General features: G+C 31.4%; 9 protein-coding genes and 1 pseudogene. 2 read left to right on the forward strand and 8 right to left on the reverse strand.

Features of this window, described 5'->3' with window-relative positions; all coding sequences use genetic code 11:
* Positions 1-352: 352 nt before the first annotated feature.
* The 8 genes and pseudogenes from NST35_RS09100 to NST35_RS09135 all read right to left on the reverse strand — a co-directional run bounded on the left by NST35_RS09100 (position 353) and on the right by NST35_RS09135 (position 12,784).
* A complete protein-coding gene (locus NST35_RS09100) occupies positions 353-1,258 on the reverse strand; it encodes a fumarylacetoacetate hydrolase family protein (RefSeq protein WP_002446058.1) in 906 nt (301 codons plus the stop codon).
* 198 nt (positions 1,259-1,456) lie between these two features.
* Complete coding sequence (gene addA / locus NST35_RS09105; protein ID WP_002457183.1) at positions 1,457-5,113, reverse strand: helicase-exonuclease AddAB subunit AddA; 3,657 nt, start codon at positions 5,111-5,113, stop codon at positions 1,457-1,459.
* Complete coding sequence (addB, locus tag NST35_RS09110; RefSeq protein WP_002457184.1) at positions 5,110-8,580, reverse strand: helicase-exonuclease AddAB subunit AddB; 3,471 nt, start codon at positions 8,578-8,580, stop codon at positions 5,110-5,112. Before addB ends, addA begins: the two co-directional genes overlap by 4 nt.
* Positions 8,581-8,700: 120 nt before the next feature.
* Positions 8,701-9,276 carry a signal peptidase I gene (gene lepB / locus NST35_RS09115; protein WP_002457185.1) on the reverse strand — a complete coding sequence of 192 codons (576 nt, stop codon included), beginning with the start codon at positions 9,274-9,276 and terminating at the stop codon, positions 8,701-8,703.
* Between the two features lie 18 nt (positions 9,277-9,294).
* On the reverse strand, positions 9,295-9,816 hold the full coding sequence (lepB, locus tag NST35_RS09120) for a signal peptidase I (RefSeq protein ID WP_002457186.1): 522 nt from the start codon (positions 9,814-9,816) through the stop codon (positions 9,295-9,297).
* A gap of 3 nt (positions 9,817-9,819) precedes the next feature.
* Positions 9,820-10,395 (reverse strand): TVP38/TMEM64 family protein, encoded by a 576-nt coding sequence (locus tag NST35_RS09125; protein ID WP_002446053.1) that lies wholly within the window; start codon positions 10,393-10,395, stop codon positions 9,820-9,822.
* Between the two features lie 293 nt (positions 10,396-10,688).
* Positions 10,689-11,176 (reverse strand): annotated as a pseudogene (locus NST35_RS09130) (transposase); the annotation flags it as partial.
* 276 nt (positions 11,177-11,452) lie between these two features.
* On the reverse strand, positions 11,453-12,784 hold the full coding sequence (locus tag NST35_RS09135) for a glucose-6-phosphate isomerase (RefSeq protein WP_001831993.1): 1,332 nt from the start codon (positions 12,782-12,784) through the stop codon (positions 11,453-11,455).
* 345 nt (positions 12,785-13,129) lie between these two features.
* On the opposite strand from NST35_RS09135, the gene NST35_RS09140 reads away from it, so the two are divergent.
* Positions 13,130-14,335: an argininosuccinate synthase gene (locus tag NST35_RS09140; RefSeq protein WP_002457188.1), complete on the forward strand. Its 1,206-nt coding sequence runs from the start codon at positions 13,130-13,132 to the stop codon at positions 14,333-14,335.
* On the forward strand, positions 14,325-15,716 hold the full coding sequence (argH, locus tag NST35_RS09145) for an argininosuccinate lyase (RefSeq protein ID WP_002457189.1): 1,392 nt from the start codon (positions 14,325-14,327) through the stop codon (positions 15,714-15,716). The genes NST35_RS09140 and argH overlap by 11 nt, the downstream gene beginning before the upstream one ends.
* Positions 15,717-15,793: the final 77 nt, after the last annotated feature.

Here is a 15,793-nt window from a genome sequence, read left to right on the forward strand (position 1 = left end):
TTGTCCCCCCATCTTTTTATTTCTAAATCATCATAACATATTTCTAAATTTTTGATGATGCCATAACTTTAATTTTTATCAATAATTAAAATAATAAATATTTTGATAAATATACAAGAAAGTCTAGGATACAAATAATATCCCAGACTTTCTTAACGAATAGTCATTCGATGACTGAATTAAAAATGTATTAATATCTATTTTTTGAACAGAAATTTCAAAATAAGCAAATTGAATTCCAACGCTCAACACATAGAATTACACTAAAATTTTACAGACAAAGCAAGTTAGGGCTTGGGGAGTAATATATTTACTCCACTCACATTTAACTTTTTAAATCATTGTATAACTCTTAATTTTTAGATATATATGTTGTTAAAGTGCCAATATTATCTATAGTTACTTTGACTTCATCACCTGGTTGTAAAAATTGTGGTGGTTGTAAACCAGCACCCACACCAGCGGGTGTACCAGTTGCAATGATATCGCCTGGATGTAAAGCCACATATTTTGAAATCTTTTCGATGAGTTCATCTATTTTTAAAATCATCTCTCCAGTGTTACCATCTTGTCGAATTTCGTTATTCACTTTTGTTACGATATTTACATTCTCTGGCGTAGGTAATTCGTCTTTGGTTACTATATAAGGACCCATTGGGCATGCCCCAGTTAAACTTTTTGATAAGAATGCTTGATCATGTGAACTTTGCGCAGTGCGATCTGTAATATCATTGATAATTGTGTACCCATAAATATAATCTAAAGCTAATCCTCTAGGAATCTTTTCGCCTGATTTTCCAATTACAATTCCAAGTTCTCCCTCATAGTCCAATTGTTCTGTAATATCTTTATGATTAGGAATTGTTGCTTCATCACCAGTTAAAGATGAAGCCGCTTTGGTAAATACATATAAACTATCAACTTCATGATTTAATTCACTAGCATGATCTTCATAATTTCTACCAAATGCAATCACATTATTAGGAGGTGTCACTGGTGGTAGAAAATCAATATCAGTGAATAAAAATTTAAATTCCTCATCTCTTCCACTTTCTTCAGCTGCGACAACTGCTTTTCGAACTTGCTCTTGAAAGTCTAAAGTTTGATTTTGCTGTAGACCTGCAATTAAAGTTTTAGGATTAAAGTCTTTGTCCCCAAACTCAGCAAAAACCATTGGTAAATCCCAAACAGCATCTTCACGTTTTACTTTAACACCATATGAAGTTCTGTCATTATGTTTGAATGATAGAAATTTCATTCATAATCAACTCCTCATCTATATCTTATTACATATTATAACTATATCTAAGTTCAAATAACAAATATATAAGTAAGAAAATTAAGAAAGTTTATTTGTAATCTTAATAACAGACATATATACAGTAAAGCCGTGTTTTCTTTGTTAGGATGAAAGCACGGCCTATTGTTTCCCACTTTATCAAAGTAACTTTGAATTTTAATTATCTATTTCTAATGTACCAAATTTGAAAAAATATAAATAACCCTTAACAGGTCGTTTAAGTATTGTTTCTAAAGTATTTCGATAATATGTCATTTGTATCTGATATTTTTCTTTGAGCTGATTCCCTATTTCTTCATCACTCATACCTTTTCTTCTATTAAAGGCATCCGTTTTGTAATCAACAAAGTAAAATTGTCCGTCACTTTCATATATTAAATCAATCATACCTTGAATAATGGATACATCTTCATCTTCACTTGTAAGTCCATCAACTTTAATTTGATTTACCACAAAAGGTAATTCAGTATAAACATTGTCAGCTTGAGCTATTTCCATATAGAGAGGTCCATCAATGAAATGCATAATCTCATCTATTCTAATATCCTCTTTTGCATCTTCATCAATAAGTTGTTTGTCAATCAATCCATCGATATATTGAAGTAATTCGTCTTTTGTTAAACGTTGTTCTCTAAAAGGTAAATGTTGCATGACTGTATGCATTAAAGTTCCTATTTCATTTGCTTTTCTTTTTTTGGTTTGAGTAAGAAACTTGGGTCTTTCATAAGATGCAACACCAATACGATATTGACGTACTCTATCATAATTTGTATTACTTTCTTCAGTTTCTAACTGGCGTTTTAACTCTGATACCGACTGTTTAGATGGTTTCATCGTGTTAACTTTAAAAGGGTAGTCATAAGAAAGCTGTTGATGAATTTTAATTTTCACATCTTCATTACCAGTATTTATGGCCTTTAATTCTTCGATAGTTCTTATTTCATTATCATTAACTACTTCTTCAGTTGAAACATCCTCGTAATGATCAATCACTATTGATACACGTGGCTTCACTTCAGAATTTAATTGATCAATATCTCTTTCGAATCTTTGATCATTTGGCAATGAAGCCGATTGATGCTTAGCCAAAATACCATAAATAAGAACAAATGGATTTGTAGCAGTAAGGCGTTCATTAACTGCTATATGTGTGTCTGAAACAGCTAATTGTTCATATTTAATTAATGATTTTTCATCTTTGACTCTTCCAACTAAAATAAGTTGCTCTTTTGCTCGCGTCAACGCAACATAGACTAAGCGCATTTCTTCAGATATGAGTTCTTTTTCATTTATTGCTCTATATGCCACAGAAGCAAGCGAAGGAAAAGCCATATCTTTATTTACATCAAAATAATCCATACCTAAACCATATTGTTGATTTAGAATAACTGGTGCATTCAGGTCACCTTTGTTGAATTTTTTAGATAATCCTGAGTAAATTACAAATGGAAATTCTAATCCTTTACTACTATGAATCGTCATCATTCTAACCACATTATCGTTAGGACCTACGACATTTTCTTCACCAAAATCTTTCTTACGATCAATAAGCTCATCAATAAAACGAATAAATTGGAATAAACCTCTGAAACTTGAATTTTCAAATTCAACAGCTTTATTAAATAGCCCATATAGATTCGCTCTTCTACCTTTACCTCCAATGAGACCGCTAAAGTACTGAATTACAAAATGATCATTATAAAATTTATCAATTAATTGGTAGACCGGTTGACTTTGACTATAATTTTGATATTTTTGTATATCCTGAATAAAACGATTTAACTTGTCAACCAATCTAGAATCAGCTTTTTCATCAATCATATAATTTTTTATAGATTGATAAAAGTAATCATCATGAGGGCTTACAACTCTTATTTTGGCTAATTCTTCTTCAGTAAATTGATATATTACAGAACGCATCAATCCCACTAAATAAATGTCTTGAAGTGGATTATCTATTGTTCTTAAAAATGAAAGAACAAGACGTACTTCAGTTTGCTCAAAATACCCTTCCTTACTATTTACGTGAAAAGGGATATCATTATTTTTAAAAGCTTGTTGAAGATTACGAGCTTGACCAAAACTTCTCTCCAAAATTACGATATCTTTATAAGTTGCTTTTCTGTATTGACCTGTTTTCATATCGTATACGTTTTGATGATTAATAATATCTTTAACTTGTTCAACAATGTAATTCGCTTCTTGTTCACTTCCAGTTAAGTCACTATTTTCTGAACTTTCCTCAACAAGTGCTCGTAATTGAACGGGATGTGAAACTTTGTCATATGGTGCACCAAAATACAATTGCGCTGCATCATCATATGAAATTTCTCCTACTTGTTCATCCATCATATGTTTGAACAAATAATTGGTTGTAGATAACACTTCCTGTCTCGAACGAAAGTTTTGCGATAAGTCAATGCGCAAGCCACTGTCAGTTCCACTACTAGAAAAGCGATTATATTTTTCAATAAATAAACTGGGATCAGCTTGTCTAAATTTATAAATAGACTGCTTCACATCTCCAACCATGAACAAGTTACCGTCGTGTTCTTCACCAGTTTTAATACAAGATAATATTTTCTCTTGCACCCTATTAGTATCTTGATACTCATCAACTAGGATTTCTTTAAAATGTTCACGATACGTTTCAGCGATACGCGAAGGTGAGCCATCTTCGTTAGTAAGAATGCGTAATGCAAAATGTTCATAATCTGAGAAATCCAAAATATTACGACTTCGTTTTTGAACACCAAATGAATGTATCACATCTTGAACTATTTGCGCTAAATAAGCCACTCGAGGAGCAAGTTGTTGCATATCTCTTTTCAAATCATCTGCATTTCTAGAAAAGTAATCATTTTTTACTTTCATAACTAAAGATTTATATTTATCATAATGTTGTTTTGCTTCATTTAAAGCATCTTCCATGCCTTCATTTGCTTCTTTTATTTTGCTATTTATTGCGGGAAAACGACTCATAAATTCATGTTGTGTGATAACATCTGTATTTAATACTTTACCTTCAATGGCTTTAGTAATAAACATACGTTCAGTTTCAACAACTTCAAGTTGCTTATCAACACTTTCCATCATTGAGAATAAATCATAACTTTTTTGTAATTCTTCATATCCTGCTTTCATAAAAATCATTGCTAAATCATTGATAAGCTGCATTAATTGTTGCTGTTTATTCTCTTCTTTGTATGGTTGCGCTAATTGATTGAGCCATTCAAATGGTTGTGGATTAGCAATACTGAAAAAATATAACTGCTTAATAATACTTCTAAATTGATCATCATTCCTATCTGATGATAGTTGTTCGGTTAATTCTATAAAGTGAGGATCTAATTTATCATAGTGTTGTTCTAAAACATCATCAATAGTTTGTTCTAATAATAATATATTTTCCGCTTCACTACTTGTTCTAAAATTAGGGTCGATATCTAATACATCATAATGCTGTTGAATCAATTTCAAACAGAAACTGTGTAAAGTCGAAATCTGTGCTTGATGAATTTTGATGCGCTGATTCTTTAAATGTTCATTGTTGGGATCCTTAAAAGATGCTTCCTGTATACGTTTATCAACTCGGTGCTTCATCTCACGTGCGCTTAAATTCGTAAATGTTACAACTAGTAACCGATCTACATCTACATCATCTCTTAGTATACGTTGTATAATACGCTCAACTAGAACAGCTGTTTTACCGGAACCTGCTGCAGCAGCAACAAGAATGTCCTGACCTTTCGCATAAATACTTTGCCATTGTGCATCTGTCCAAATCACATCTTGTGGTTTAGTTGGAATCATGTCTTTTCACCACCTTCAGTTCTTAATTGTTGAATTAAATCTAATGGTTTTATCGATTCATCTACCGTTCTATAACGCTTACTGTCTATTAATCCGTCTACATGACAAACTGATTTATAATTACAAAATTGACAAGGTAATACTTGTTTGTACTTCAAGGGTGCCACTTCAGTATGTCCATCCATAATGTGGGTGGCTGTCTGGATAAAATTCTTCTTATTATGTTCTATCAATTGATAAATGATGTTTTCATCAGCTACTTTACTACTACGCTGATTTATAGCGCCTTTAGCTGTTAATGCTATTGGAACAATATCCGAATTATACTTTGGTTCAAGTCTAATATCAAAAGCATCTAACACTTCTTGATCACGATTAAGTAAACCGCTCATTTTAAAGTTTTTGATATAGTCTTTTTGAAATTCGTCTTCATCTATATCTGCCCAACTTTTAAATTTAATACGCGGTTCATGGACATGGAAATAAAGTAGACCCCCTGGTTTCACAATATCTGTAAGACCTAAACGTTCTTTGTTTTGTAAAACAATATCCATGTAGGTCATCATTTGCATTTGCAAACCATAATAAACTTTTGTTAAATCGAGTGTTGCACTACTTTCTGAAGATTTATAATCAATGATATTGACATAACTATAATCACCTTTTGTATATGTATCAATACGATCGATTTGACCTCTTATATTAATCGGAATTCCCTGATTGGTAATCAGTGGTTGTGCAACAAGTTCATCTTTGTTTTTAGGTGATTTTCTAAATCCTGTTTCAAATCGTTGGGGCACAAATTTAGAGTAATCCCCTTGATATTTAAGTGCCTTTAAAGTTGTTTCAACGATTGATCCAATCTTTTTAGATAAATATTTATAATACGCAGATGAATTTAACAAATTAAACTGTACTTTAGGTAAAATAAGTTCTAATGCTTCTTTAGTCAGTGATTGAATATTCTTTGTATCTAAATTCTTGAAGTTACCATAAATTCGATCGGAAATATATTTTAAAACTGAATGGAAAATATCTCCTAAGTCAAAATTTTGTAATTCATATTTAGTGCGTTCATTTAATCGTAAACCATGCGAAGCATAATGTTTAAAAGGACATTGTTGATAACCTTCAAAACGAGACACACTGGCGTTGATAGTTTTACCATAAAGTTGTTGTGATAAAGTTTCATTTAATTGGACAGTTTCGTTATCATATGTCAATGACGTAGTAAGATAATCTAAACCTTGATTTAATTGATCATCGTCTCGAATAGCTAAATATGCATCCAACCAACGAATATCGATGTCTTCATGGTCTAACCAACCTCTTAAATATTCAAAAAGCTGAATTTTTGTTTGATGTGAATGTTGCATCATTAATAAAGGTTGCGCTTCATGTAAATCTTGTAGATTGGTGATTTCTAAATCATAAAATAATTCTTTAATTTGCGTTAAAAAAGGACTAATTTCCTTCTCATCTCCAGAATTTCCCATTAAACTATAAGAAAAAGTAACGCTTTGTTGACTCCTTGTCATAGCGATGTAACAAACAAACGCTTCATCCATTTGCAGTATATCTGAAGTTGGACTTAACTCAACATGTGCATTGTCCTCAACATATTTCTTCTCTTCATCTGTAATCAAACTTGATGAAGATACAGTCTGTGGTAATATACCATCATTCATCCCAACCATATAAATATGTTTTTTATTATCAACTTTCGCTAAATCCATTGTACCTATACTAACTTGATCCAAAGTTTGAGGTATCATAACAAACTCTAATTGCTCTAAACCTATATCAAAAACATCTAAAAATTGTTGAAGTGTCATTTCCTGATCATCAAATACAGTAACTAAATCATCTAAAATTTGTATTAAACCGTTCCATACTTGGTCAATTTCTTCGGCTTTTTCTGTTAGACCCGCCAACTCTAATTCATCACGTTGAGTCATTAACTGACTCGGTAGTTCAAAATACTCTAAACTTTCATAAAATGACGTAGCATAATCTTTAACAGTATGTGCTTCATTCATAGCTTGTTCGAAATATAACACTTTATCTATAACATTCGTTTTAAGTTTAATTACTTTTTTGTATAATGCTTGATGTTCTTCAGTTAGTTGATGTGATTTACGTCCCATTCTACTAAACTGATCAATACTAAAGATATCTTCGTCTAACCAACGTTTACCATAAATACCACGTTCTAAAACGAAATTTTCCAGTAAATCAATTAAATAGCTACTTCTTTTAAATTGAGACGTTAATACATTCGTTTTAAATAATCGTAACATTGCATTAATATGCCAATTTGAACGTATCACTTCTAATAAAGAACGTAACATTTCCATGATGGGATGATGTGTCATAGATTTTTTAGTATCAATGTTAAATGGTATATCATATGAAGGAAGTATTGACTCGAATAGATATGCATACGATTCATCACGGTATAATATAGCAATGTCCCTGAATTTATAATCTGCTTCTCTGACATCTTTTAAAATACGTCGAGCTACTTCATTTATTTCTTCTCTCATACTTGAAGATTCAAATATTTTAACATGATTTTGATGATGTTTAGGCGTAAATTGTAATGCATCAAACCCATTTTCAAGATTCTTTAAATCATCATTTTTATAGCGATAAAATGTATTAAAATAAGTTTTATTTAGATTTATATTTAAACGATTAGCGATATCCTCCAAATGTGATAAAACTTCAGATGACTTTCTAAACAAACTAAATGGATGGTGGCTGCCATCAGTCGTTAATAACACAGTCACCTGTTTGGCGTGTTGAACAAGTGCTTCTATAATTCTATATTCCAATGTAGAAAAATTATGAAACCCATCAATAAATACTTCAGCCTTTTTTATCCACTGAGATTGAGATAGTATTTCAATGAATTGTTGCAAACTATCCTCTGTTGTTATAAATTCTCCATTCATTCGTGATTCTAATTGTTTATAAATAAGAGAAATGTCTTCTAATTTATGTTTTGTTCTCGTTTGCATTGAATGATTATCTATCAATTGATCTAAGTGCTCAGGAGTGACATTATATTTTTTAAAATCTTGAATTTGCTCAGCTAACTTTTCACTTAAACCATAGTATTGAGCTTGTGAAGCATACAATTTCAAATCAGACTCATTTTGTTGAACAATATGGAAAATCATCATTTCTAAAGCAGCCTTAGATAATCGTTGTTCTGTTAAACCACCAACTTCTTGAAAAACACGATGACTCAATCTTTCAAAGTGAAGTACTTCAGTTCTCAAACTACCATGAAGTTCGGAATCATTTACAAATGCTTGCTCTAATTGAAAAGTACTCTGAGTAGGTGCAATTAATACTATAGGATCACCCAGCGGGTCTTGCTTCATTTTATTTTTTATTTGAGTAAGCATGGCTGTTGACTTTCCTGTACCTGCTCGACCAATATATGTATTAAATTCCATAACATTCCCTCACTCCTTTAATATTAATCATATCACACAGGTGTATCTTCTAAGAAAAACAAAAAAGAGATTTCTATTTTTTAAAAAGCATGAATAGAAATCTCCAAAGTTGATTGATATTTAATTTTTAGTGTTATTTGGATTGAAGTTAGATTTAAATTCACTGAAAGGCCAATATCTAAGCGATACCTTTCCAACAATTTGGTCTTTGTCAATTAAACCAAATGAACGACTATCTTTACTTACCTCACGGTTATCTCCCAAAACTAAATATTTACCTTTAGGAATAATATTAGATTGAGGATTAGCATTTGGTAAATTTTTTGTTTTGAAACTACCTGTGATATACTCAGTTTGCTTACGTTTCTCGTTATAGTTCAAGTATGGTTCTGATTGCTTTTTACCATTAACATAGAGTGTATCATTTTTATATTCAACACTATCACCTGGAGTTCCAATAACTCTTTTAACATAATCATCTTTTTTATTAGCATGAAATACAATGACATTTCCTTTTTCAACGCCACCTAATTTATAGCCAATAATATTTACCACTACACGCTCTCCATCTTTTAATGTGGGATCCATTGAATCACCTTTAATAGAATATGACTTCCCAACAAATTTAGTGATTAAGGCTATAAGTGCAATGGCAACGGCTATGGCAACAACCCACTCTAAAATTTCTTTTTTCAAAATCTACACCTCTTCTGGTTATTTAAATTGATAGTTAAATTCTTTAAATGGATAATATTTCAAACTGACATCTCCAATGATATCTTTCTTATCTATTAAACCATAGGTTCTTGAATCAGAATGTTTGTTATTATTATCATTTAAAACAAAATATGTTCCCGGTGGAATCGTATCACCATCAGAATTTTTAATTTCTCTTAATGTAATGTCTTTAATATGCCTATCTTTCATATATGGTTCATTTACTTGTCTATCATCGATATAAATACGCTGTGATTTAATACTCACAGACTCACCAGGCTTTCCTATAATTCTGCTAAAATAAGTTTTGTTATTATGCCTGTACATGATTATATCACCACGTTGTATTAGGTCAAACGTGACTTTAATTTTATTAACTATTACTCTATCTCCCGTTTGCAAGGTAGGTGTCATGCTATTATTTGATATCACAGCGCCTACGATTATAAATGATTGAATGAATATTACAATAATAATTGCAAAAGTAAAGGAAATCAAATATTTAATCAATTGTTTCATGTTTTACTCCTTGGTAGAACCCATAAAATACTTTTCTACCTTTTTACTAATAAACCACAATACTACGAGTAACACTATCATAATAAGCGCTCTTAAAGGATTAGTAAATATGGTGAAAATTTCTTTTCCCATTACTCCTAGAATAGTAATTGAAATCAATTTAGAAATAACTAATACCAAAAAGTAATATTTTATTTTGATGTGAGATAAGCTCGCAATAATATTTATTAATGTATTGGGTGTAAATGGAAAGCATAATAATATGAATAAAGGGATAAGCCCTTGTCTATCTATGAAGCTAATAAGCCTTTGAACAGACTTTCTACTTTTTAATTTTTTCATTCTTATTGTATTCACAAATTTTTTACAAATAAGAAAAACAGTAAAAGTACCTGAGACGATACCTAGCCAACTGATAATTATACCTGGAAACAATCCATACGCATGTATTAATAGCACGACGTACAAAGTGAGAGGCAACACAGGTACAATGGCTCTTAAATAAAGCATAATGAACCCAGGAATATATCCGAATTGTCGAAATGCGTCAAACCATTCTTCTAATTGAGAAAGCGACAATACATCAAATCCTTTCTTAGGGTTGTATTACTTATTCATTATAGTTGTAAATGATATTTTTTGAAACATTAAAATTAGGTCAACAACATAAATCAGACTTAGGTAGGAATTAAGAATTTATATATTGATATCTAATTCATCAAATTTTGCTATTTCATTCTTTATCAAAAATCTAATGAAGTGAATATTTATTATTTCCTATCTGAATTTGACTTTTTATTAGTCTGACGTTACTCAATTTTCATTTTCTCTTATTAACACACATAATAAAAATGAGTCCGAGACATAAAGTTCTAGGATAAGTAAATAAAGACAATTTCTATTGAAATAATACAGAAATTGTCTTTATTATAAATTTTTTGATCATTTTCAGCTCGTTGAGCTGTTACTTTTCTCATATTAAGTGCCATTAGCACAAATCCTAGTTCTCTTTTGGCTTTATTTATCCCTCGAACGGACATTCGAGTGAAACCAAAAATAGCCTTCATAAATCAAAAAACAGGATCCACACTAAATTTTCTTTGACTGTAGATGGTTTTTGTTTTTGGTTCTGAAAGCTTTTTATTAATTTTGTCTTTAAAATATTCCCAATTATAATTCTTCATTATTTTTTATTTGTTTTGAATTAAAGTTCATTCATTGATGTTTCAGAGGACATTCGGAACAATCATCACATTCATATTAATTTAAAGTCTCGTTTAAAACTATATTTATCATAGTGATAGGCATATCTTTTAAATTCTAGTCTTTGATTGTTCGGACAAATGAATTCATCGTTAATTTAGTTTAGTAATGTTTATTAAATTATACGAAAGTGCCTTATTTTTATAAGTATTTTAGTGTAAAATTCCATATAAACACAAAGTATTTTGGCGAGACTCTTGAGGGAACAGGACAAGCTGAAGACTACAGGCTGAAGCTGTCCCCTAAGAAAGCGAGCCAACAATATGTAGTATTGTAAATAAAGAAGCCAGTAAATAAATTTATAAAAAACTCATTTACTGGCTATTTTGCTAGGAATTATGTCCTAAACTCATTTTTTAAGTTCAACTTGAAATTATAAACGATTTTCTAATTCTTTTTTCTTATCTTCAAAGCCTGGTTTACCTAATAGCGCAAACATGTTTTGTTTATAGGCTTCAACTCCAGGTTGATTAAATGGATTAACACCTAATTGATATCCACTCATTGCACAAGCTAATTCAAAGAAATAAACAACATACCCAAATGTTTCTTCATCTAACTGAGGAATATTTACAACGATATTTGGAACGCCACCATCAGTATGTGCAAGTAATGTACCTTCAAATGCTTTTGTATTCACTTCATCGATTGATTTGCCAGCAAGATAGTTCAGTCCGTCTAAATCATCTGCATCTTCTTCAATTTTGATATCATGTTTTGGATGGTTGACCTTAACCACTGTCTCGAATAAGAAACGACGGCCCTCTTGAACGTATTGTCCTAAGGAATGTAAATCAGTTGTGTAATTCGCACTTGATGGATAAATACCTTTGAAATCTTTCCCTTCTGATTCACCGTATAATTGTTTCCACCATTCGTTGAAATACTGCATAGACGGTTCGTAATTAATTAACATTTCAGTAGTATAACCTTTGCTATATAGAATATTTCGAATAGTTGCATATTGATATGCGATATTTTGATCTAGATCATCAGAAGATAACTCTTCACGTGCCTTAGCCGCACCAATCATGATTGATTCGATATTGATACCTGCAGTTGCAATTGGTAGTAATCCTACAGCTGTAAGAACAGAATAACGACCTCCCACATCATCAGGTACAACAAACGTTTCATAACCCTCATTGTCTGCTAATTGTTTAAGTGCACCTTTAGATTTATCTGTCGTTGCAAAAATACGTTTCTTAGCTTCATCTTTTCCATATTTTTCTTCAACCAATTGTTTAAATAATCTAAATGCAACTGCTGGTTCTGTCGTAGTACCTGATTTTGAAATAACGTTAACTGAAAAATCTTTTCCTTGTAAATAATCTAATAATTCTTTTGTATAACTTGAAGATAAATGATTACCTACAAATACAATTTCAGGGTATTCCGTATTTGTTCTAAATGAAGATGTAAGCATCTCAATTGCAGCACGTGCACCTAAGTATGAACCTCCAATACCGATAACAACAAGTACATCGGAATTTGATTTGATACGTTTAGATGCTTCGACGATTCTAGAAAATTCTTCTTTATCATAATCAACAGGTAAATCTAACCAACCTAAAAAGTCATTACCTGCTCCTGTACCTTTATGAATAGTTTGGTGGATAGTTTTAACAATATCCTTTTGCTGATCAAGTTCATGTTTGTCAAAAAATTCTAAAGTTTTGCCATAGTCTAATTGAATGTGAGTCATCTTATTGCCTCCTGTTATAAGTACTTATACTAATTCTACTAAGTTTAGATGCGCTATTCAATTCTGAAGGCTAACTTATCAAAGGAAATTGCTTTTTTATTTAACCTTTCCATTCATAAAAAAAGTTATTTTTAATATCAAAAGTCGCACCACCACTCCAAATATACAATTTACAGAAATTTTAAAATATACAAGAACGCCCTTATAACAGTGTTTAAAACTAAAAAGCCAAAGATAATTAGATTTAAAAATGAATATTTATGTAGAAAAATGGTTTTATTTTCATTATCAATCTGCTATGATAGATGCATATTGATAATCATAAAAATTATTTGAGGTGTAAATATGAAAGATAAAATCGTTTTAGCATATTCAGGTGGTTTAGATACAAGTGTTGCAGTTCAATGGCTTATTGATAAAGGATATGACGTAGTTGCTTGCTGTCTTGACGTAGGCGAAGGTAAAGATTTAGACGTTGTATATCAAAAAGCTTTAGACATGGGTGCAGTCGAATGTCATATTATTGATGCAACTAAAGAATTTAGTGATGATTATGTAAGTTATGCTATTAAAGGAAATTTAATGTATGAAAATGCATATCCTCTAGTTTCAGCATTATCACGTCCACTCATCGCAAAAAAACTGGTTGAAATTGCTGAAAAAACAAATTCAATAGGTATAGCACACGGATGTACTGGTAAAGGGAATGACCAAGTGCGTTTCGAAGTGGCAATCAAAGCGTTAAATCCTAAGTTAAAAGCATTTGCACCTGTTCGTGAATGGGCTTGGAGCAGAGAAGAGGAAATTGATTATGCAATTAAACATAATATTCCTGTTTCAATCAATCATGACTCACCATACTCAATCGACCAAAACTTATGGGGTAGAGCTAATGAATGTGGTATTTTAGAAGATCCTTATGCCGCTCCTCCAGAAGATGCATTTGATTTAACTACACCTTTAGAAGAAACTCCAGATGAAGCAGACGAAATTATCCTTACATTTAAGCAAGGTATTCCAGTACAAGTTGATGGCAAAGAGTATCAATTAGATGATCTTATTCTTTACTTAAATCAACTTGCTGGTAAACACGGTATTGGTAGAATTGATCATGTTGAAAATAGAATGGTCGGAATAAAATCTAGAGAGATATATGAAACACCAGGTGCTGAAGTGATTTTAAAAGCACACAAAGCACTAGAAACGATTACATTAACAAAAGACGTAGCGCACTTTAAGCCTGTCATTGAAAAACAATTTTCAGAACAAATATACAATGGTTTGTGGTTCTCACCATTAACAGATAGCTTAAAACTCTTTATCGATAGTACTCAACAATATGTTGAGGGCGATGTGAGAATTAAATTATTTAAAGGAAACGCTATTGTCAATGGCAGACAATCTCCTTACACTTTATACGATGAAAAATTAGCTACTTATACAAAAGAAGATGCTTTCAATCAAGAGGCAGCAGTAGGTTTCATTGATATTTATGGTTTACCTACACAAGTTAATGCATTACTTCACGGGGGGTATAGTAATGAGCAATAAAGCTTGGGGTGGCAGATTTGAAACTCAACCCGAAGAATGGGTTGATGATTTCAATGCGTCAATTGATTTTGATAAAAATTTAATTAAACAAGATGTTCAAGGTAGTATTGCACATGCAACTATGCTCGCTAAACAACATATTATTACAGATGATGAAGCTCAATCCATCATTAATGAGCTTAAAAATATTCAACGTGACTTTGAAGAAGGTCAACTTGAATTTAAAGCTTCTCTCGAAGATATTCATCTTAATATTGAACACGAGCTTATTCAACGTATTGGCGAAGCTGGTGGAAAACTGCATACTGGTCGTAGTCGTAATGATCAAGTTGCCACAGATATGCATTTGTATACTAAAGAACAAGTTCAATACATTATTGAACTTATAACGTCGTTTCAACAAACGATTGTTCAATTAGCAGACCAGCATGTTGACACAATTATGCCTGGATATACGCATTTACAACGCGCACAACCCATCTCGTTCGCACATCATATTATGACTTACTTTTGGATGTTAGAAAGAGATAAAGGTAGATTCGTGGATAGTCTTAAACGTATAGATATCTCACCATTAGGTGCTGCAGCTTTAAGTGGAACTACACACCCTATAGATAGACATCTGACTCAAGAACTTCTAGGATTCGCAAATCTGTATGAAAATAGTTTAGATGCGGTCAGTGATCGTGACTATATCGTTGAAACATTGCATCATATTTCACTCACTATGGTTCATCTATCACGCTTTGCAGAAGAAATCATTTTTTGGTCGACTGATGAAGCAAAATTCATCACTTTATCAGACGCGTTTTCTACTGGCTCATCTATTATGCCACAAAAGAAAAACCCTGATATGGCAGAACTAATAAGAGGAAAAGTAGGACGTACTACAGGACACTTGATGAGTATGTTAGTAACACTTAAAGGCTTACCGTTAGCTTATAATAAGGACATGCAAGAAGATAAAGAAGGTTTATTTGATGCTGTACACACACTTAAAGGATCTCTTAGAATCTTCGAAGGTATGGTTGCATCTATGAAAGTTAATTCAAATCGTTTAAATCAAACAGTAAAAAATGACTTTTCAAATGCAACAGAATTAGCAGACTATTTAGTCAGTAAAAATATACCTTTTAGAACCGCTCACGAAATCGTTGGTAAAATCGTATTAAATTGTATTCATAAAGGTATTTACCTATTAGACGTACCTTTAAGCGAATATCAAGAACATCATGAAAATATTGAGGAAGATATATATGATTATTTAACACCAGAAAATTGTCTTAAGCGTCGTCAAAGCTATGGTTCAACTGGTCAAGAATCTGTAAAACATCAACTAAAAGTCGCAAAAGCATTATTAAAAGACAACGGATCAAAATAGTTATTAAAAATTATAGCTATCTAAAATTACAAAAATTTAATTTTGTATTAAGTTATCAAAGTTTATATAAAAAAATG

The sequence above is a fragment of the Staphylococcus sp. FSL W8-0304 genome, assembly GCF_038006565.1.
Taxonomy (GTDB): Bacteria; Bacillota; Bacilli; order Staphylococcales; family Staphylococcaceae; genus Staphylococcus; species Staphylococcus epidermidis.